Genomic DNA, 19,827 nt, shown 5'->3' with positions numbered 1-19,827 from the left:
TCGGGTCCTGCGCGTGTGCCTCTTCTCATCAGAAGTCCCCGCGCCACGCGCGGGGACTTCTGATGAGAAGAGGGTTTCGTCGCCTCACGGTGCGAGGCGCTCGATGTGCCAGGTCTCGTCGTCGCGGCGGAAGCGGAGGCGGTCGTGCAGGCGGTCCGGGCGGCCCTGCCAGAACTCCACGAAGTCAGGGCGGATCCGCCAGCCGCCCCAGTGCGGCGGCACCGGCACCTGCTCCGCGTCGGAGAACCGCCGCTCGATGCCGTTGAGCGAGGACTCCAGCGCCTCCCGGCCGTTGACCACGCGGGACTGCGGCGAGGCCCAAGCGCCCAGCTGGGAGCCGCGCGGGCGCACCCGCCAGTAGGCGGCGGTCTCCTCGGCGGAGACCTTCTCCACCGTGCCGCGCAGGTTGACCTGGCGCTGCAGGCCCAGCCACGGGAAGGTCGCCGCCGCCACCCTGGTCTGCTGCAGGTCGTGGCTCTTGTTCGAGGTGTAGTTGGTGTAGAACACCACGCCGCGCTCGTCGATGCCCTTGCACAGCACGGTCCGCGAGGACGGCATGCCCTCGGCGTCGGCGGTGGCCAGCACCATCGCGTTCGGCTCCACCAGGTCGGCCTCGACGGCCTCGTCCAGCCAGCCCTGCAGCTGCTCGTGCCAGGTGTCGGCCAGGGACTTCTCGTGCAGTGCTCCTGCCTCGTAGGAAACGCGCATGGCCGGCAGCGCGACGTTGGCCTCCGACATCATCAATTCCTCCCTGACTCGCCCGACAGCGGTACGACTCGACGACGGGCCCGGCGGTGGTGCGAGCCGGGCGGGTGCGGGTTGGACCGCGGCCGGCGCGACAGGGGCGGCGCCAGCCACCCCTACGACGGTAAACGGATCCGGAACTCCAGCCGAATCGGCGGCGGCCCGCAATCGATTCCGCAACCGATGCAGTGATCGTTCCCACACTCGTTCGGATGCCCCATGACCAGGGCGAAAGCCGAATCCCAGCACAATTCGGACAGTCCGGCGGATCGGCGCCTCACCACATCGGGTCGCCCAGTTCGGCAGCACCCGGATGGCGGCCGACGGCCTCGGCCAGCCGCCGCGCGGCGGTCACCGCGTCGTCGGCCACCGCCGTGGCCAGGCAGCCGCCCGCGGCCAGCGGGCTCAGCGACCACCACCGCCCCGAGGACGCCGCCGGCGGGTCCTCGTCCCAGGCCAGCACCTCGGTGGCCAGCACGCGCGCACCGGCGAGGTAACCGCTGCTGGCGGTCAGCCGCGGATCGCCCAGGTCGAGCCGCTGCCGCAGCAGCGGGGTCTCCCCGCGCACGAGCTGCGTGCCGGTCACCAGCCGCCCGGGAGGTTCCCCGCTGCGGCCCAGCACCAGCGTCTCCCGGCAGCGCGCCCGCGCGCCCGCGCCGAGGCGCACCGACAGCTCCGCGCGGTGGTCCGCGCGCTCGCTGATCACCGCGGCCTCCGGCAGGTACTCGGCGGTGCCGCCCTCGGCGACCTCGATGCGCACCACCGAGCGGCTGCTGCCGCGCCCGGGCAGCGCCACGGTCGCCGCGGTGCCCACCAGCCGCAGCCGCGCCCCCGCGCCGACCCGCACGTCGAGCTCCACCTCGTCCCCGCCCAGCGGATTGGCCGCCGAACCGACCAGGTGCACCACGGCCGTCCCGTCCGGGGCCGTGCTCGCCCGCCGGGGCAGCAGGGTCAGCGGGGCCTGCGAGCGCAGCTCCCGCACGACGCTGCGGCCGCGGGCGAGCTCGACGCTCAGCGACGCACGCGCGCGCACCGCGCACCCCCGTCAAGCACCGACGACCGCCTTCAGGCACTGCCGCACCCAGGCCGAGACGTCCGGGGCGTTCGGGGTGCGGGTCAGCGACTGGGCGATCACCGGCAGCTCGCCGCGCATCCGGTGCGCGTCGCCGACCATGACCTCCATGTCGGCTCCGACCAGCTCGGCGAGGTCCACCTTGTTGATCACCAGCAGGTCGGCCGTGGTCACCCCGGGACCTCCCTTGCGCGGCACCTTGTCCCCGCCGGCGACGTCGACCACGAAGACCTGCTTGTCGGCCAGCCCGCGGCTGAACACCGCGGTGAGGTTGTCCCCGCCGCTCTCCACGATCACCAGCTCCAGCCCGGGGTGGCGCTCCTCCAGGCGGTCCACGGCGTCGAGGTTGGCGGTGATGTCGTCGCGGATCGCGGTGTGCGGGCAGGCGCCGGTCTGCACCGCCTCGACCCGGTCGGCGTCGAGCACGCCCGCCCTGCGCAGGAAGTCGGCGTCCTCGGTGGTGTAGATGTCGTTGGTGACCACCGCGAGGTCGACCTCCTGGCCCAGCGCGCGGCACAGCGCGGCGGTCAGCGCGGTCTTGCCGCTGCCCACCGGGCCGCCGATGCCCAGCCGGAAGGGACGTCCGCGCGGCGGCGCGGTGTGCGGATCGGGGCCCGCAGCGGTCGGGTCGAAGCCGACCGGGTGGGCGTGGCCGTGGCCGTGGTCAGGAAGCAAAGAGACGCACCTCTTCCCGGTGATGGCGATCGTGGGCCTCGGCGAGCAGGTCCAGCGCCGGAGCGCCGGGCGCGGGCAGCTCCTGCGGCGCCAGCCCCGCGCAGCGCGCCGCCTCCTCGGCGATCTCGTCGAGCTCGTCGGCCAGCGCGACCACCGCCGCGTTGGCCCCGAAGGGGTCCAGGCCGAGCAGCCGGACCGCCGCCGAAGCGGGTCCGCTGATCGCGAGGTACCCGGCCGCCAGCGCGGCGTCGCGGGGCGCGGAGCCGGCGGCCGCGGTGAGCACGCCGAGCACGATCGGTTGATGCGGCCGCGGTGTCGCGGCCACCAGTCCGCCCAGCACCGGCGAGGGCCAGGCGGCCCGGCCGGCGCGGAGCAGCCCCTTGCCCTGCGCGCGGGAGACCTCCCGCTGCGCCGGTGAGGGGGTGCGGGCGGCGAGCTCGACGTCGAGCTCGCGCCAGCGCCCGGGGGCGACGCCCCGGGCGGCGGCGTGGGCGGCCGCGGCGGCGAACACCGCCTGCGGCGCGCCCGCGCCGAAGAGCCTGCCGCGCAGGAATTCCCGCAGGTCGGCAACGCTGTTGACCAGTCCCCTGGCGGCGGCCTCCTCGACGCCACCGGAGTGCGCGTGGCCGCCGCCGGGGAAGCGGGAGTCGGCCAGCGCGAGCACGGCGAGCCCGGTCATCAGAACAGGGAGTAGCGCTGGGCCAGCGGCAGCTCGTCGACCGGGGCGGGCTCGACGAGCTCGCCGTCGACGTGCACCGCGAAGCTGTCCGGGTCCACCCGGATGTCCGGGGTCGCCGAGTTGTGCACCATCTGCGACTTGTCCACGGCGCGAGTGCTCTCGATCGGTACCACCCGCGAGGCCAGCTCCACCCGCTCGGCGAGCCCGTCCTCCAGCGCGATCGGCGCGACGAACGCCGCGCTGCTCGCCGCGGCCACCCGCGGCTCCGCCCCGAAGTTCGGCCGCAGCACGTAGGGCTGGGGCGTCGGGATGGAGGCGTTCGCGTCGCCCATCGCCGCCCAGGCCGCCATCCCGCCCTTGAGCACCGAGTGCGGCCGCACGCCGAAGAACTCCGGCTCCCACAGCACCAGGTCGGCGAGCTTGCCGACCTCGACCGACCCGACCTCGCCCGCGATGCCGTGCGCCAGCGCGGGGTTGATCGTGTACTTCGCGACGTAGCGCCGCGCGCGGTGGTTGTCCGCGCGGCCGTCGCCGGCCAGCGCGCCGCGGCGGCGCTTCATCGCGTGCGCGGTCTGCCAGGTGCGCGCGATGACCTCGCCGATGCGGCCCATGGCCTGCGCGTCCGAGCTGATCATGGAGATCGCGCCCAGGTCGTGCAGCACGTCCTCGGCGGCGATGGTCGAGGGGCGGATGCGGCTCTCGGCGAAGGCCAGGTCCTCGGGCACCGCCGGGTTGAGGTGGTGGCAGACCATCAGCATGTCGAGGTGCTCGTCGATGGTGTTGACCGTGTGCGGCCGGGTCGGGTTGGTCGACGAGGGCAGCACGTTGGGCGCCGCGGCCACCTCGATGATGTCCGGTGCGTGTCCGCCACCTGCACCTTCGGCGTGGTAGGCGTTGATCGAGCGCCCGTTGATCGCCGCGAGAGTGGACTCCAGGAAGCCCGCTTCGTTGAGCGTGTCGGTGTGGATGGCCAGCTGGACTCCGGTGCGCTCGCAGGCGCGCAGCGCCGCGTCGATGGCCGCCGGGGTGGCGCCCCAGTCCTCGTGGATCTTGAGTCCGCCCGCGCCCGCGCGCAGCTGCTCCATCAGCGCCTCCTCGCGGGTGGTGTTGCCCTTGCCCAGCAGCAGCACGTTGACCGGCAGCGAGTCCATCGCCCGCAGCATCCGCGCCAGGTTCCAGGCGCCGGGGGTGACCGTGGTGGCCTTGCTGCCCTCGGCCGGGCCGGTGCCCCCGCCGACGAGCGTGGTGAGGCCGCTGGCCAGCGCGGTGTCGACCTGCTGCGGGCAGATGAAGTGCACGTGGCAGTCGATGCCGCCCGCGGTGAGGATCCGCCCGTTGCCCGCGACGATCTCGGTGGACGGGCCGATGACCAGCGCGGGGTCCACCCCGTCGGCGGTGTCCGGGTTGCCGGCCTTGCCGATGCCCGCGATGCGCCCGTCGCGGATGCCCACGTCGGCCTTGACCACGCCCCAGTGGTCCAGGATCACCGCACCGGTGATCACCACGTCCGGCGTGCCCTCGGCGCGCGTGGCCACCGACTGGCCCATCGACTCGCGGATCACCTTGCCGCCGCCGAAGACCGCTTCCTCGCCGGAACCGGTCGGCCCCTGGCTGCGGTCCTCGGTGACCTCGATGAGCAGGTCGGTGTCGGCCAGCCGGATCCGGTCGCCGGTGGTCGGGCCGAACAGCTCGACGTAGTGGGATCGATCGACGGAGCTCACCGCTCCCCCTCCGCGCCGTAGGCGAACGGGGTCGCCCGGTGGTCGCGCTCGTCGAGCTCGCCGGCGTACTCGGGCCGCAGGCCGCGCACCCGCCGGGCGCCGCCGATGGGCACCAGCGAGACCTCGCGCGCCACACCGGGCTCGAAGCGCACCGCGGTGCCCGAGGGCACGTCGAGGCGGTGCCCCCAGGCGGCCGCGCGGTCGAACTCCAAGCCCGGGTTGGCCGCGGCGAAGTGGAAGTGCGAACCGACCTGCACCGCGCGATCGGCCGTGTTGACCACGGTCAAGCGCACCCGGCCCCGACCGGGATTCAGCGGGATCTCCCCCGCACCCGTGATGACCTCTCCAGGTCGCATGGTGACCCCCTCGGAACTCCTTCTGCGCGGCGGCGCGGCTGCCGGTCGCGCGGGTGGGCTGACGCCGTGGCGGGCCGAGCGGCGGGCGCGCAGCCCCCGCTGCGGCCGGACGACGTGGTTCGCGGGCACTCGCTCAGGTGATCGGGTCGTGCACCGTGACCAGCTTGGTGCCGTCCGGGAAGGTGGCTTCGACCTGCACGTCGCGCAGCATCTCCGGGATCCCGTCGAGGACCTGGTCGGCGGTGAGCACGCGGCGCCCGCTGTCCATCAGCTCGGCCACCGACCGCCCGTCCCGGGCGCCCTCGGCGACGTGGTGGCTGATCAGCGCGACCGCCTCCGGGTAGTTCAGCCGGAGGCCGCGCTCCAGCCGTTCCCCGGCCAGCCGCGCGGCTAGGTAGACGAGCAGCTTGTCGCGCTCGTGCGGAGCGAGTTGCATCCAGCATGATTAGCACGGCGCGGCCCGCCCGGAGGCGTGCTCGGCCCGAGGTTTAACACGCGCGTCCGGTTCCGAAACAACAATTTTTCCGGGATTTTTCATGGGTGCACAAATGCCCTGTTTCACCGTGAGCTAATACCTCCGAGGGTTTTCACCCGCGCACCGATTGCCCGGAGGGCGTGCTGCGGAGTGCAATCGAGCGACCACTCCGCCACTAGTCCCCGCCCGCACCACCCCGCGGGCCACCCACGACCACGAACGAGGCATTCGATGAGCGAATTCCGTCCTGGACTGGAGGGCGTCGTCGCCTTCCAGACCGAAATCGCCGAACCCGACCGCGACGGTGGCGCGCTGCGCTACCGCGGTGTGGACATCGAGGACCTGGTTGGCACGGCTTCCTACGGCGACGTGTGGACGCTGCTGGTCGACGGGCGGTTCAGCGGCGGACTGCCGCCCGCCGAGGACGTGCCGCTGCCGGTGCGCACCGGCGACGTGCGCGCCGACGCGCAGGCGGCGCTGGCCATGAGCGCCCCGCAGTTCGGCTTCCAGCCGATCCTGGACATCGACGAGGGCACGGTCCGCGACCAGCTGGCGAAGGCCTGCTCGCTCGGGCTGTCCTACGTCGCCCAGTCCGCGCGCGGCGACCAGCCCGCCGTGCCGCGCGAGCGCATCGCGGAGGCCGCGACCACCACCGAGCAGTTCCTGGTGCGCTGGCGCGGCGAGCCGGACCCGGCGCACGTGCGGGCGCTGGACGCCTACTGGGCCTCGGCCGCCGAGCACGGCCTCAACGCCTCCACCTTCACCGCGCGCGTCATCGCCTCCACCGGCGCGGACGTGGGCGCGGCGCTCTCCGGCGCGGTCGGGGCCATGTCCGGCCCGCTGCACGGCGGCGCGCCGGCCCGGGTGCTGCCGATGATCGACGAGGTGGAGCGCACCGGCGACGCCCGCGCCGTGGTGGCCGGGATCCTGGACCGGGGCGAGCGGCTGATGGGCTTCGGCCACCGCGTCTACCGCGCGGAGGACCCGCGCGCCCGGGTGCTGCGCAACACCTGCGACCAGCTCGGCGCCCCGCGCTTCGAGGTCGCCCGCGAGCTGGAGCAGGCCGCCCTGGCCGAGCTGCGCGAGCGCCGCCCGGACCGGCAGATCGAGACCAACGTGGAGTTCTGGGCCGCGGTCGTGCTGGACTTCGCCCAGGTGCCGACGCCGATGATGCCCGCGATGTTCACCTGCGCCCGGCTGGCCGGCTGGTCGGCGCACATCCTGGAGCAGAAGCGCACCGGTCGCCTGATCCGGCCCTCGGCCGAGTACATCGGACCGGACCCGCGCTCGCCGCAGGACGTCGAGGGCTGGGACTCGGTCACCCAGCTGATCGCCCCCGTATGATTTTCGGCGGCGCCCGGCTCACCACCGACGAGCCGGGCGCCGCTCCCCCTCGACGGGGGTAGCTTCTGCGGTGTGCACACCGACGCGGAGCGGCGCAAGCGGGACCGGGAGTACGCGCGAGCGCTGGAGGAGGACGCCGAGCTCGGCGACGAGCCGTGCAACGACCTGGTCGAGGCCGCCGGCTACTGGCACGAGGCCGGCGAGCACGAGCAGGAGCGCGCCGCGCTGGCCCGCGCCCGCGAGATCGATCCGGACACCGGCCCGCTTAGCGGCCGCGGCGCCTACATCGCCCACCTGATCACGCACGGCCGCGCCGAGGAGGCCGCGCCGCTGCTGGAAGCCGAGCGGCGCTCGCCATCGCAGGTGGAGTTCGCCTACTCGGACATCTCGCAGGCCTACGCCGCGATCGGCGATCACCAGCGGGCGCTGCGCTGGCTGAACATCGGCATCAACCGGCTGGTCCCGGACCTGCACCCGGACCTGGACATGTCGCGGGGCGACCCGGGCTACGAGCTGCTGCGGGCCCGCTCCGAGCTGCGCGCCGAGAACGGCCTGCCCCCGGACGCCATCGACGAGTTCTTCGCGCAGGTCGACCGCCGGGCCGAGGACGGCGCCGCCCAGATCGCCGAGATCATGCGGGGCGCGCCCGCGCTGACCGAGCAGGAGCGGCCGGGCGCGCTGGGCTGGACCGCCGAGGAGTTCGCGCGGGTCCAGCGCGAGCACCCGGACTGGTACCCGGGATCCACCCACGAGGACCACCGCCGCGAGGTGGAGCGCGCGCTCGGGCGGGCCACCGGCGGGCGCGTCGTCCCGGCCGCGCTCGACGACGTGCGCGCCTGGGCCGCCGCCGAAGGTCTCGATCCGGCGGATCCGGCCACCCGCTCGGAGTACGCCGCCGAGCTGGCCCGGACCACCCGCGGAGTTCCCTGGCCACCGGGCCGCAACGACGCTTGCTGGTGCGGTTCGGGACGCAAGTACAAGAAATGTTGCGGGGCTCCGGGATTCGCCTGACCAGGGCGTTCGCCGCGCGCCGCGCGGTGCGGACGGGACATCTCCGCCACAGTGCTGTTGGCCCCCGCGCGCCAGGGCAGTAAGTTGCGGTGCGGCTGTGCAGCCGCACCGAAGCGCATCGGACACCCGGCTGCAACACTTCAGCCGAGCCGGCAATGGCGCCGGCATCCCTGGCCACTGGCGCGCGGTGGTGGATCCGCGCCACCCGCAGTCACCACAACCAAGCCCGGAGGCGCCGGAATGACGCAGGCCGAAATCGATCCGACCACCCTGAAGCTGCCCGACGAGCTGCAGCCGTCCGACGGCCGCTTCGGCTGCGGGCCCTCCAAGGTCCGCCCCGAACAGCTGTCCCGGCTGGCCGACGAGGGCGCCGCGGTGATGGGCACCTCGCACCGGCAGAAGCCGGTGAAGTCCCTGGTCGGACGGGTTCGGGAAGGACTGCGCGAGCTGTTCGCGCTGCCCGACGGATACGAGGTCGTGATGGGCGTCGGCGGGACCACCGCCTTCTGGGACGCCGCGACCTTCGGCCTGGTGCGCGAGCGCTCGCTGCACCTGACCTACGGCGAGTTCTCCCAGAAGTTCGCCAAGGCCGCCAAGACCGCCCCGTTCCTGGGCGAGCCGGTCGTGGTCTCCGCCGAGCCGGGCGACGCCCCGGAGCCGGTGTCGGACCCGAGCGTCGACCTCATCGGTTGGGCGCACAACGAGACCTCCACCGGCGTGATGCTGCCGCCGAGCCGCCCGGCCGGTTCGGAGAACGCGCTGATCGCGGTGGACGCCACCTCGGGTGCCGGCGGTCTGGCGTTCAACCCGGCCGACGTGGACGTCTACTACTTCGCGCCGCAGAAGTCCTTCGCCTCGGACGGCGGTCTGTGGCTGGCCGCGATGAGCCCGGCCGCGATCGAGCGGATCGGCGAGATCGCCGACGGCGGCCGCTGGGTGCCGGAGTTCCTGTCGCTGCCCACCGCGCTGGACAACTCCCGCAAGGACCAGACCTACAACACCCCGGCGGTGGCCACGCTGTTCATGCTGGCCGACCAGATCGAGTGGATGAACGGCCAGGGCGGTCTGACCTGGTGCGACAAGCGCACCGCGGAGTCCTCCAAGCGGCTCTACGACTGGGCCGAGGCCTCGGACGTCGCGACCCCGTTCGTGCAGGCCCCGGCGAAGCGCTCGCAGGTCGTGGGCACCATCGACTTCGACGACTCGGTGGACGCCGCGGCGATCGCCAAGGCGCTGCGCGCCAACGGCATCGTGGACACCGAGCCGTACCGCAAGCTGGGCCGCAACCAGCTGCGGATCGGGATGTTCCCGGCGATCGAGCCGGACGACATCACGCAGCTGACGAAGTCCATCGACTGGGTGGTTTCGCAGCTCCGCTGATCACGGTAGGTTAATCGGCTTGAGCACACGCCGCCGGGCGGTTCGCAGCGATTCGCGAACCGCCCGGCGGCGTTTCAGCGCCGTGATCAGCCGAAAGCGGGACAGTTGATCACAGCAGGTGATATTCGCAGCAATTGAGTAGTTCGACTCATTCGCATGCACCGCCGCCATCAGGCAAGATCGAACCGGACAGGCGACCAACAATGACACGGCGAACCCGGCGCGCCTCCAGCGTCAAGGCGGCGCGCCGGGTTACTGTCACAGCTTGGTGACATGTAGGTCGGCGGGAGGCTGCGTGATGCGATCGCTGCGAGTGGTCGGGCTCGACGAGGACGGTGAATCCGTCATTTGCGAGGACCCCGAGAACGGCGAGCGCTTCACCGTGCCCGCCGACGAACGGCTGCGCGCCGCGGCCCGCGGGGACCTCACCCGGCTGGGCCAGGTGCAGATCGAGATGGAGCAGCAGATGCGGCCGCGGGAGATCCAGGCCCGCGTCCGCTCCGGCGCGTCGGTCGCCCAGATCGCGGCCACCTCCGGGCTGCCCGAGCACCGCATCGAGCGCTACGCGTACCCGGTTCTGCTGGAGCGCACCCAGATCGCCGAGATGGCCCAGCGCGCGCACCCGGTCCGCGAGGACGGCCCGGACGTGCAGACGCTCGGCGAGGTCGTCTCGCAGACCTTCGCCATGCGCAGCCACGACTACAACGAGGCCGGCTGGGACGCCTGGCGCAGCGAGGACGGCAAGTGGATCGTCCAGCTGGCCTGGCAGGCGGGCCGCTCGGAGAACCACGCGCACTGGGTGTTCCACCCCGGCGCGCACGGCGGCACGGTCGCGTCGCTGGACGAGCACGCGGCCGACCTGCTCGACCCCTCGCCGAACCGGCCGCTGCGCACCGTCCGCCCGGTGACCGAGCTGGCCAGGGAAGCGCTGGAGCTCGACCAGCAGGACGAGGAGGCGCAGGAGGCCGTCGAGGAGACCGCGGAGCCGGTCGAGGAGCTGCCCGAACCCGCGGTGCAGCCGGTCGAGCCGCCGGTCGCCGAATCGCCCGCTCCCCCGATCACCGCGCAGACGCCGGGCGCGCAGGCGCCGGTCGCGCAGCGCCACGAGCCCGCGGTGGTCTCCCGGCCCGAGGAGCCGACCCTGGACCTGGAGACCCCGGAGCTCGCCGAGCGCGCCGAGCAGTCCGACTCCGCGGGGGAGACCGAGGAGGACAAGGACCAGCCCAAGCGCAACGGGCGCAAGAACCACCCCATCGTCCCGTCCTGGGAGGACGTCCTGCTCGGCGTCCGCTCCCACCGCTGACCCGCCGCCGGGAGCCCGAGGGGCGCGCTCAGCCCAGGAGGCTGAGCAGGTCGGCGAGCCAGGAGACGACGATGCCCACCGCGGTGCCGCAGGCGACCCAGCGCCAGATCGGGACGTTGCGACCGAGCCAGATCGACGGGGCGAACCCCGCCGCGACGCCGAGGTTGACCAGCACCGCCAGCACCGGGCTGAGATCGCCCAAGCCCTGGGTGACCGCCACCAGGATCACGGCGACCAGACCGGCCACGATCGCGCTGACCGTCAGACCGGTGCCCCACGGGGTCGGGTTGACCGGAGCGAGCGGCACCCCGTCGCGGTGGATCGCGGTGGCCGAGCGGGACCGGCCGATGCGTTCCACCGCCCCGCTGCGCGGGTCCAGGTAGTCGACGCGGCCGCCGGTCTCGGTGGCCAGCAGGGTGGCCAGGTGTCGCCCGCGGCGGGAGACCAGCTCGGAGTCGGCGGCCTCCGCGTGGCGCAGCGAACCGGCCACGCCCGCCCACTCGTGCAGCGCGGCGACCAGGTCCTCGGGCAGCTTGAGCCGGGCCGGGTCGTACTCCCGGTGGTCGGAGCGCACCAGCACCGCCCGGCCGGACCGGGCTCGCAGCTCCCAGCTGGCCTCGCGCACCATCAGACCCCGCTCATCGCGTGGAAGGTGATGGCTCCGGCGGTGGCCACGTTCAACGAATCCACCTCTCCGCTCATCGGGATGCGCACCGCGAGATCGGCCGCGTCGATCGCCTCGTCGGTGAGCCCGGGCCCTTCCGAGCCCAGCAGCACCGCGACCTTGCCCCGGTCCAGCCCGGCGTCGCGCAAAGACTCCGAACCTGCTCGCGGGGTCAGCGCCGCGATCCGGAAGCCGTTGTCGCGCAGCGTCTTCAGATCGCCCGGCCAGGCGTCCAGGTGCGCGAACGGGACCCGGAGCACGTGGCCCATCGACACGCGCACGCTGCGCCGGTAGAGCGGGTCCGAGCAGCCGGCGCCGAGCAGCAGGCCGTCCAGGCCCAGCGCGGCGGCGTTGCGGAACAGCGCTCCGAGGTTCTCGTGATCGCCGACGCCCTCGAGCACCGCCAGCTTGCGCGAGCGCGCGATCAGCCGGGCCGGCTCGACCGCGGGCGCGCGATCGGCGACCGCGAGCACGCCGCGGTTGAGGTGGAAGCCCACGACCTGCGCCATCACCTCAGCGCTGGCCACGTAGGCCGGAACGTCCAGGTGCGCGCTGGTCTCGACCAGCTCCTCGACGCGCCGGCGGACGCCGAACAGGGCCCGCACCGGGTACGGCGAGGCCAGCAACCGCTCGACGACCACGACTCCTTCGGCGATCACCAGCCCGCGGCCGCCCGGCCGATCCGGGCGGCGGTCCGCGCGGGAGAGGTCGCGGAAGTCGTCGACCCGCGGGTCCTCGACATCGCTGATCTCGACCATCTGCACCACGGCGGCATTGTCCCAGGCCGCCGCGGAGGGCGTGACAGGAAGGTTCCCCTCCTCGCCCTGGAACAACCGGGCGGACGTACGGGTTCGACTTCACGGGCGACCGCTCGACGAGTGTGGTTCGCGACACGATTTCCGCAAGATCCACGAGGAGTAGGTTCGGCGACATGGCGCGACTCGGCAGCAGCGATCTCGATGTCTTCCCCATCTGCTTCGGCGGGAACGTTCTGGGCTGGACGGCCGACGAGGCCGACTCCTTCGCCGTCCTGGACTACTACGCCGCAGCCGGTGGGAACTTCATCGACAGCGCGGACAGCTACACGGCCTGGGCTCCCGGGCATTCCGGGGGCGAGTCGGAGCGGACGCTGGGCGCGTGGCTGAAGGCCCGCGGCAACCGCGACGAGATGGTGATCGCCACCAAGGTGGGCCGCTGGGATCAGCGGCCCGGCCTCTCTGCGGCCAACATCAAGGCGGCTGCCGAGGATTCGCTGCGGCGGCTCGGCGTCGAGCACATCGACCTCTACTACGCGCACGCCGACGATCCGGACACCCCGCTGGAGGAGACCCTCTCCGCCTTCGACGACCTGGTGCGCGCGGGCAAGGTCCGGCACGTCGCGGCGTCGAACTACTCGGCGGAGCGGCTGGCCGAGGCGTTGCGGATCTCCCGCCGCGAGGGCTTCGCCGAGTACGTCGCGCTGCAGCCGCACTACAACCTCGTGGAGCGCGAGGCCTTCGAGGGCGAGCTCTCCGAGCTCTGCGAGCGGGAGAACCTGGCCGTGCTGCCGTATTTCGCGCTCGCGAAGGGCTTCCTCACCGGCAAGTACCGGCCGGGCGGGGACTCCTCGGAGAGCCCGCGCGCGGAAGGCGCGCGCGCCTACCTCGACGAGCGCGGCGTGAAGGTCCTCGCCGGATTGGACGAGATCGCGACGCTGCGTGGTGTCCCGGTCTCCTCGGTCGCGCTCGCGTGGCTGCTGGCGCAGCCCGCGATCACTGCGCCGATCGCCAGCGCGCGCAACGCCGATCAGCTCGCGAGCCTGCTCCCGGCGGCGGATTTCGAGCTGTCCGCGGCCGAGCTGGAGAGGCTGAACTCGGCCTCCGCGTGAGGCCCGGCCGCCTCCCCCGCAGACACCGTTTTGGCCGCTGGCCGGTCGGGTAGGGATGTGTCACGGTGGTTTCCCCAGCGCTGGGCGCTGACGTGCTGCCGAACAAGGGGAGACGGCATGGGATGGCACGTGAACGATCGCTCCTTCAAGCCGATCGATCGGCAACGCTACCGCAACAAGATGCAGCGGGGGCTCGACGCGCTCGCCCGGATGCTCAACGACGGCAACTTCTCCTTCCCGCACCAGCAGATGGGCCTGGAGATGGAGCTGTGCCTGGTGGACGAGCACATGGATCCGTCGATGACCAACGCCGTGGTGCTGGAGAAGATCAGCGACCCGATCTTCACCACCGAGCTGGGGCAGCAGAACATCGAACTGAACGTCGAGCCGCGGGTGCTGGCCGGGGACAGCGCGCTGCAGCTGGAGGAGCGGATCCGCGCGGCGCTGCAGCGCGCTGACGAGTGCGCGGACGTGGCCGGGGCGAAGGTGGTGATGATCGGGACCCTGCCGACGCTGCGCAACCTGCACCTGGACCCGAGCTCGCTGACCGGCAACCCGCGCTACGCGGTGCTCAACGACCAGATCATCCAGGCCCGCGGCGAGGAGATGCTGCTGGACATGGAGGGCGTGCCGCTGGCCGACGGCCCGGTGGAGCGGCTGCGCTCCTACGCCGACTCGATCGCCCCGGAGTCGGCGTGCACCTCGGTGCAGCTGCACCTGCAGGTCGCCCCGGAGGACTTCGCGGCGCACTGGAACGCCGCGCAGTGCCTGGCCGGGGTGCAGGTCGCCATCGGCGCCAACTCGCCCTTCCTGCTGGGCAAGGCGCTGTGGCACGAGACCCGCATCCCGCTGTTCCTGCAGGCCACCGACACCCGCCCGATGGAGCTGCGCAACCAGGGCGTGCGACCGCGGGTGTGGTTCGGGGAGCGCTGGATCACCTCGATCTTCGACCTGTTCGAGGAGAACGTGCGCTACTTCCCCGCGCTGTTACCCGAGCCGGAGGACGAGGACCCGCTCGCCGCGCTCGACGCCGGGCGCGCGCCGCGGCTCAACGAGCTGCGGATGCACAACGGCACCATCTGGCGCTGGAACCGCCCGGTCTACGACCTCGTCGACGGGGTGCCGCACCTGCGGGTGGAGAACCGCGTGCTGCCCGCGGGGCCGTCGGTGGTCGACACGGTCGCCAACGCCGCGTTCTTCTACGGCGCGCAGCGCGCGCTCACCGAGCAGGACAGGCCACTGTGGACGCAGATGTCGTTCGCCGCGGCCGAGGAGAACTTCTACTCCGGCGCCCGCAACGGTTTCGACGCCCACCTGTACTGGCCGGGGCTGGGCTGGGTCGCGCCGGACGAGCTGGTGCTGCGCCGCCTGCTGCCGATGGCCCACGACGGGCTGGACGCCTGCGGGGTCTCCCCGGCCGCGCGCGACCACCTCCTCGGCGTGATCGAGCAGCGCTGCAAGGCCAAGCAGAACGGCGCGACCTGGCAGCGGAACACCGTGGCGGACCTCGAATCCCGCGGCGAGGACCGCCCGTCGGCCCTGACCGCCATGCTCGCCCGCTACATCGACCTCGCCGACGACGGCACCCCGGTCCACACCTGGCCCATCCCCTAACCCGCCCCAACCCGGACCTCGGCAAGAACCAGGCAATTCGACCCGCGGAATTCCCTCGAGTTCGGCGGGTCGAATTGCCTGGTTCTTGCCGCTCCGGGGGCGTCCGGGCGTGTCGGGGTCCCGGTCGGGAGGCGCAGGGGGCGCGTCGGGCGGCGCGGGAATTGCGGCGGCTCGGTCGTCGGGCGCGTGTGGCCAGATACTGGTTGTTGCAATATGGTGGCAACAGATCGGTGATGTTGATTGGTGGAGGGAGCTTCCTGGTGGCCGAGTACGTGTTGCCGGAGTTGGACTACGACTACGCCGCGCTGGAGCCGGCGATCTCGGGCGAGATCAACGAGCTGCACCACAGCAAGCACCACGCGGCCTACGTCAAGGGCGCCAACGACGCGCTCGACAAGATCGCCGAGGCGCGCGAAGCGGGCGACTACTCCTCGATCGTCGGGCTGGAGACCACCCTGGCGTTCAACCTCGCGGGCCACGGGATGCACGTCATCTGGTGGAAGATCCTGTCCCCGCGCGGCGGCGACAAGCCCACCGGCGAGCTGGCCGCGGCCATCGACGAGCACTTCGGCTCCTTCGACAAGTTCCGCGCCCAGATGGAGGCGGTGAGCACCACGATCCAGGGCAACGGCTGGGGCGTGCTGGCCTGGGACCCGATCGGCGAACGGCTGATCACCCAGCAGCTGCGCGACCACCACTCCAACCTGGCGATCACCACCACACCGCTGCTGGTGTTCGACATCTGGGAGCACGCCTACTACCTGCAGTACCGCAACGTGAAGGCGGACTACGTCAAGCAGCTGTGGAACGTCGTCAACTGGGACGAGGTGGCCAAGCGCTTCGAGGACGCCCGCGCGGGCCGCAACGGGCTGCTGCTGCCCTGACCCGCCCCCGACTCGGTGGTCAGTGCTCCGACAAGCCGGCTGCCGAAATGATCGAGCCCCGGCCTCCCGAAGGAGACCGGGGCTCGATCTGTTCCCGAACTGACTGCCGCTCCCACCACGAAGCGGACGAGTTTTAGGTTAGCCTAACCTGTCAGGCTCGACAACCCCCGATTTCCGGCGGGCCAGCACCGCCGCCCCGGCGATCGCCGCGACCAGGACCAGCGCCCCGCCGAGCAGGATCGGCCAGCGCGGGCCGAACACCTCCGCCAGCCAGCCCGAGGCCAGCCCGCCGAGCGGCTTGCCGCCCAGGAACAGCAGCATGTACAGGCCCATCACCCGGCCGCGCATGGTCGACTCCACGGCCAGCTGGACGTTGGAGTTCGCCGCGGTCGTGAAGGTCATCACCGCGACGCCGACCGGCACCAGCGCGACCGCGAACAGCTCGTAGGTCGGCATCGCACCGGCGAGCACCTCCAGGGCGCCGAAGACCGCGGCGCCGAGGAACATCAGCCGCATCCGCGGCCTGCCGCTCTTCCCGCTGCGCCGCGCGGCCAGCGAGGCCCCGGAGAGCGTGCCGACCGCGAGGCTGGTGATCAGCAGCCCGTAGCCCGAGGCGTTGTGGCCGAACTCGTTGCGGGCCATCACCGCGAGGGTCGACTCGAAGTTCATCCCGAAGGTGCTCACGCAGAACACCAGCACCAGCACGACCACCAGGTCCGCGCGCCCGCGCACGTAGCGCAGGCCCGCCAGCAGGCGCCCGCGCTCGGCGGCGCCGCCCTCGGCCCGGTGCAGCCTGGTCGGGTCCATCAGCAGCAGTCCGGCCACCACCGCCACCGAGCTGAGCCCGTTGACCACGAACACCCAGCCGGTGCCGATGGCGGTGATCGCCACGCCCGCGATGGCGGGCCCCACGATGCGGGCCAGGTTGAACGTCATCGAGTTCAGCGCGACGGCGTTGGTCAGCTGCGCCGGCCCGACCATCTCGACGACGAAGGACTGCCGCACCGGGGCGTCGACGGCCGCGAAGCAGCCGAGCACGAAGCACAGCACGTAGACGTGCCACAGCTGCGCGATGCCGGAGAGGTCCAGCGCTCCCAGCGCGAACCCGCACAGGCCCAGCGCGACCTGGGTGGCGATCAGGATCCGGCGCTTGTCGAACCGGTCGGCGACCGAGCCCGCCCACAGGGTCAGCAGCAAGGTGGGCGTGAACTGGAGCGCCACCGCGATGCCCAGCGCCGCCGGGCTGCCGCCGGAGAGCGTGAGCACCAGCCAGTCCTGGGCGGCTCGCTGCATCCAGGTGCCGGTCAGCGAGACGACCTGCCCGCCGGCGTAGTAGCGGTAGTTGCGCTCGCGCAGCGAACCGAAGGTGCCACCGCCGGCGCCCCGCCTCGGCGGTTGCGCGTGGTCGGCCGAGTCTCCGCCCGGTCTCGTCTCAGCCGGGGAACGGGACTGGTCAACCACGCTCGGTCGGACCGCCTTTCAGCCTCGGGCGATCATCGGCTCGCCAATCGGTCGATGATCTCGGACGCGCGGGAGAGCACCGCGCGCTCTTCAGGGTCCAGCTCCGCGAGGTGCTCGTCGAGCCAGCGCTCGCGGATGGACACCTCCTCCTCGATGCGCTCGGTGCCCGCAGCGGTGAGCTCGACGATGGCCTGCCTGCCGTCGGTGGGGTGCGCCCGCCGGGCCACCAGGCCGTTCTCCTCCAGGGCCGCGATGACCCTGGTCATCGAGGGCGGCTGGACGCCCTCCTTGGCGGCGAGTTCGCCCGGGGTCATCGATCCGGCCTTGTGCAGGCACGACATCGCCGACAACTGGGACAGCGTGATGCGCGAGTCGGCGCGCTGCGCACGCAACCGTCGGTTCAGGCGAACGACCGCGAGCCGCAGCCGGCTCGACAGGGTGCGCTCGCGCTCCGCGATATCGGACACGTCGTTAGTCTACCAAACTATATCGGGGGAATCCGGACAAACCGAGCCACGGGGCCGGCTGGCCGTCCACCCTAGCGACCGAATCGCCCACCGCACCGCATTCGCGACCAAGAAGATGCCGCGGAACCCGGTAGCGGGACCGGGAAACGAAGGAAATCCCCCGAACCGGTGGTGACCGTTCCGGTAGACGGGGCTTTCTCGCGCGAGAAGCCCCCGCGAGCGCGGTGCTCGCGGGGGCTTCTCGCGCGGAGCTCAGACGCCGAGGGCGGCGCTCAGCGGCCCGGAGGCGAAGTAGAGCACGAACGCCGCCGAGACGACCCACATCAGCGGGTGGACCGAGCGGGCCTTGCCGCTGAAGGCGTGCAGCAGCACGTAGCTGACGAACCCGGCACCGATGCCGTTGGCGATCGAGTAGGTGAACGGCATGACCACGATGGTCAGGAAGGCCGGCAGCGCGACGGTGAAGTCGCCGAGGTCGATCTGGCGGATCTGGCCCAGCATCATCGCGCCGACCACGACCAGCGCCGGAGCCGCCGCCTCGACCGGGACGACCTGGTAGAGCGGGGTCAGGAACATGGCGGCCAGGAACAGCGCGCCGGTGACCACGTTGGCCAGGCCGGTGCGCGCGCCCTCGGCGATGCCCGAGGCCGACTCGACGAACACGGTGTTCGAGCTGGCCGAACCCGCGCCACCGGCGACCGCGCCGAGGCCCTCGACCGCCAGCGCCTTGCCGATGCCCGGCAGGTTGCCGTCCCGGTCGGCCAGACCGGCCTCCTTGCCCAGTCCGGTCATGGTGCCCATGGCGTCGAAGAAGTTGGCCAGCACCAGGGTGAACACCAGCATCGCGGCGGCCAGCGCGGGCAGCCGGGTGAACGCGCCGAAGGAGATGTCGCCGACCAGCGAGAGGTCCGGCAACCCGGCGATGGTGTCCGGCATCGCCGGGTAGCCCAGGTTCCAGCCGGTCTCACCGGTCTCGCTGGAGGAACCGGCGTGGAAGACCGACTCGACCACGATCGACAGCACGGTGGTGACCACGACGCTGATCAGGATCCCGCCGCGCACGTTGCGCGCGACCATGATCGAGGTCAGCACCAGGCCGAAGACGAACACCGCGGTCGGCCAGGAGGCGATGGAGCCGTCGATGCCCAGGCCGACCGGGACGGTGGTGTCGGCGGCGTCCGGCAGCCGACGCACGAACCCGGAGTCGACCAGGCCGACGAACGAGATGAACAGGCCGATCCCCACCGCGATCGCGGCCTTGAGCGCGGGAGGCACCGCGTTGAACACCGCGGTGCGGAAACCGGTGGCCACCAGAACCAGGATCACCAGGCCGTCGACGACGACCAGGCCCATCGCCTCGGGCCAGGTGACCTGCGGCGCGATGGTCACCGCGAGCAGGGTGTTGATGCCCAGGCCGGTGGCGATCGCGAACGGGTAGTTGGCGATCAGGCCGAACAGGATGGTCATCACCCCGGCGACCAGCGCGGTGGCCGCGGCGACCTGCGGGATCGGCAGGATGTTGCCCAGCACGTCGCGCTTGGCGCCGGCATCGGTGGCGGAGTGGCTGCCGAGGATGAGCGGGTTCAGGACGATGATGTAGGCCACTGTGACGAACGTGACCAGGCCACCGCGGACCTCCCGGCTGATGCTCGACCCGCGTTCGGCGATCTTGAAATAGCGGTCGAGTAATGACGTAGTGCGTTCGGTTGTCTCCACCATGTGACTTTCCAACTCAGGTGGCCTGCGCGCGGGCCGTTGTTACCGCGGGTAGCCTGCCTGACGTGGCACAAGACGGCGAAAGCACCCCCTCGGGCGCGGCCCACCGACCGGTTCCCGGGCTCCCGCGCAAGCTCGCCGGCCCGACGCCGGTCGTGCTGATCGGCACGGCGCTGTGGTTCGCCGCCGCGGTGTTCTTCGGCTGGCGCGACGCCGCCGACGGCAGCTTCGACATCCACTTCTGGACCAGCGCGGCCGGGGCCGCGCTCGGCGTCATCGGCTACGGCGTCTTCCGCTGGCAGCGCAACGCCGCCCGCCGGGGCAGCCGCGGCTCCTGGCAGGGCCTCTCCGGGCTGGACAGCTGACCTTCTGCTGATGGACTCGCCCGGCGATG

At 72.3% G+C, this 19,827-nt stretch carries 20 protein-coding genes; 8 read left to right on the top strand and 12 right to left on the bottom strand.

The window, feature by feature from the left end; translation table 11 throughout:
* Positions 1-84: 84 nt before the first annotated feature.
* The 7 genes from pdxH to ACFQRI_RS07600 all read right to left on the bottom strand — a co-directional run bounded on the left by pdxH (position 85) and on the right by ACFQRI_RS07600 (position 5,683).
* A complete protein-coding gene (gene pdxH, locus ACFQRI_RS07630) occupies positions 85-738 on the bottom strand; it encodes a pyridoxamine 5'-phosphate oxidase (RefSeq protein WP_380665978.1) in 654 nt (217 codons plus the stop codon).
* Positions 739-1,021: 283 nt separating this feature from the next.
* Positions 1,022-1,777, bottom strand: coding sequence for an urease accessory protein UreD (locus ACFQRI_RS07625; RefSeq protein ID WP_380665976.1), 756 nt, complete (start codon positions 1,775-1,777; stop codon positions 1,022-1,024).
* A 12-nt stretch (positions 1,778-1,789) separates the two neighbouring features.
* Entirely contained in the window at positions 1,790-2,491 is a 702-nt protein-coding gene (ureG, locus tag ACFQRI_RS07620) for an urease accessory protein UreG (RefSeq protein ID WP_380665974.1), read from the bottom strand.
* Positions 2,481-3,170 (bottom strand): urease accessory protein UreF, encoded by a 690-nt coding sequence (locus ACFQRI_RS07615; protein WP_380665972.1) that lies wholly within the window; start codon positions 3,168-3,170, stop codon positions 2,481-2,483. Before ACFQRI_RS07615 ends, ureG begins: the two co-directional genes overlap by 11 nt.
* Positions 3,170-4,891 (bottom strand): urease subunit alpha, encoded by a 1,722-nt coding sequence (locus tag ACFQRI_RS07610; RefSeq protein WP_380665969.1) that lies wholly within the window; start codon positions 4,889-4,891, stop codon positions 3,170-3,172. Before ACFQRI_RS07610 ends, ACFQRI_RS07615 begins: the two co-directional genes overlap by 1 nt.
* Positions 4,888-5,247, bottom strand: a complete 360-nt coding sequence (locus ACFQRI_RS07605) for an urease subunit beta (RefSeq protein WP_380665967.1) — start codon at positions 5,245-5,247, stop codon at positions 4,888-4,890. Before ACFQRI_RS07605 ends, ACFQRI_RS07610 begins: the two co-directional genes overlap by 4 nt.
* 133 nt (positions 5,248-5,380) lie before the next feature.
* Positions 5,381-5,683, bottom strand: coding sequence for an urease subunit gamma (locus tag ACFQRI_RS07600; protein ID WP_380665965.1), 303 nt, complete (start codon positions 5,681-5,683; stop codon positions 5,381-5,383).
* A gap of 270 nt (positions 5,684-5,953) precedes the next feature.
* On the opposite strand from ACFQRI_RS07600, the gene ACFQRI_RS07595 reads away from it, so the two are divergent.
* From ACFQRI_RS07595 to sepH, 4 genes are all read left to right on the top strand, one after another.
* Entirely contained in the window at positions 5,954-7,066 is a 1,113-nt protein-coding gene (locus ACFQRI_RS07595) for a citrate synthase 2 (protein ID WP_380665963.1), read from the top strand.
* A 72-nt stretch (positions 7,067-7,138) separates the two neighbouring features.
* Complete coding sequence (locus ACFQRI_RS07590; RefSeq protein WP_380665961.1) at positions 7,139-8,077, top strand: SEC-C metal-binding domain-containing protein; 939 nt, start codon at positions 7,139-7,141, stop codon at positions 8,075-8,077.
* Between the two features lie 240 nt (positions 8,078-8,317).
* Positions 8,318-9,457, top strand: coding sequence for a phosphoserine transaminase (serC, locus tag ACFQRI_RS07585; protein WP_380665959.1), 1,140 nt, complete (start codon positions 8,318-8,320; stop codon positions 9,455-9,457).
* A gap of 298 nt (positions 9,458-9,755) precedes the next feature.
* Positions 9,756-10,760 carry a septation protein SepH gene (gene sepH / locus ACFQRI_RS07580; RefSeq protein ID WP_380665957.1) on the top strand — a complete coding sequence of 335 codons (1,005 nt, stop codon included), beginning with the start codon at positions 9,756-9,758 and terminating at the stop codon, positions 10,758-10,760.
* A 28-nt stretch (positions 10,761-10,788) separates the two neighbouring features.
* Here the strand turns inward: sepH and ACFQRI_RS07575 are convergent, their stop codons facing one another.
* Complete coding sequence (locus ACFQRI_RS07575; RefSeq protein ID WP_380665955.1) at positions 10,789-11,388, bottom strand: DUF2537 domain-containing protein; 600 nt, start codon at positions 11,386-11,388, stop codon at positions 10,789-10,791.
* Entirely contained in the window at positions 11,388-12,182 is a 795-nt protein-coding gene (locus ACFQRI_RS07570; RefSeq protein ID WP_380666424.1) for a TrmH family RNA methyltransferase, read from the bottom strand. The genes ACFQRI_RS07575 and ACFQRI_RS07570 overlap by 1 nt, the downstream gene beginning before the upstream one ends.
* A gap of 173 nt (positions 12,183-12,355) precedes the next feature.
* Here ACFQRI_RS07570 and ACFQRI_RS07565 point away from each other — a divergent pair, with 173 nt between their 5' ends.
* The 3 genes from ACFQRI_RS07565 to ACFQRI_RS07555 all read left to right on the top strand — a co-directional run bounded on the left by ACFQRI_RS07565 (position 12,356) and on the right by ACFQRI_RS07555 (position 15,789).
* A complete protein-coding gene (locus tag ACFQRI_RS07565; protein WP_380665953.1) occupies positions 12,356-13,291 on the top strand; it encodes an aldo/keto reductase in 936 nt (311 codons plus the stop codon).
* A 117-nt stretch (positions 13,292-13,408) separates the two neighbouring features.
* Positions 13,409-14,905, top strand: coding sequence for a glutamate-cysteine ligase family protein (locus tag ACFQRI_RS07560; protein ID WP_380665951.1), 1,497 nt, complete (start codon positions 13,409-13,411; stop codon positions 14,903-14,905).
* 260 nt (positions 14,906-15,165) lie between these two features.
* Positions 15,166-15,789, top strand: a complete 624-nt coding sequence (locus tag ACFQRI_RS07555) for a superoxide dismutase (protein WP_380665949.1) — start codon at positions 15,166-15,168, stop codon at positions 15,787-15,789.
* A gap of 138 nt (positions 15,790-15,927) precedes the next feature.
* Here ACFQRI_RS07555 and ACFQRI_RS07550 read toward each other — a convergent pair whose 3' ends face one another.
* The 3 genes from ACFQRI_RS07550 to ACFQRI_RS07540 form a co-directional block, all read right to left on the bottom strand.
* Entirely contained in the window at positions 15,928-17,250 is a 1,323-nt protein-coding gene (locus ACFQRI_RS07550) for an MFS transporter (RefSeq protein ID WP_380665947.1), read from the bottom strand.
* A 32-nt stretch (positions 17,251-17,282) separates the two neighbouring features.
* Positions 17,283-17,717: a MarR family winged helix-turn-helix transcriptional regulator gene (locus tag ACFQRI_RS07545; RefSeq protein WP_380665945.1), complete on the bottom strand. Its 435-nt coding sequence runs from the start codon at positions 17,715-17,717 to the stop codon at positions 17,283-17,285.
* Positions 17,718-17,969: 252 nt separating this feature from the next.
* A complete protein-coding gene (locus ACFQRI_RS07540) occupies positions 17,970-19,436 on the bottom strand; it encodes an NCS2 family permease (RefSeq protein WP_380665943.1) in 1,467 nt (488 codons plus the stop codon).
* Between the two features lie 62 nt (positions 19,437-19,498).
* Between ACFQRI_RS07540 and ACFQRI_RS07535 the strand changes: the two genes are divergently transcribed.
* Positions 19,499-19,798 carry a DUF2530 domain-containing protein gene (locus tag ACFQRI_RS07535; RefSeq protein WP_380665941.1) on the top strand — a complete coding sequence of 100 codons (300 nt, stop codon included), beginning with the start codon at positions 19,499-19,501 and terminating at the stop codon, positions 19,796-19,798.
* Positions 19,799-19,827 lie beyond the last annotated feature (29 nt).

Origin of the sequence: Saccharopolyspora griseoalba (assembly GCF_042665275.1) — a bacterium.
Taxonomy (GTDB): domain Bacteria; phylum Actinomycetota; class Actinomycetes; order Mycobacteriales; family Pseudonocardiaceae; genus Saccharopolyspora; species Saccharopolyspora griseoalba.
The sequence above is the reverse complement of the archived record's forward strand: the minus strand, read 5'-3'. Positions and strand labels throughout refer to the sequence as shown.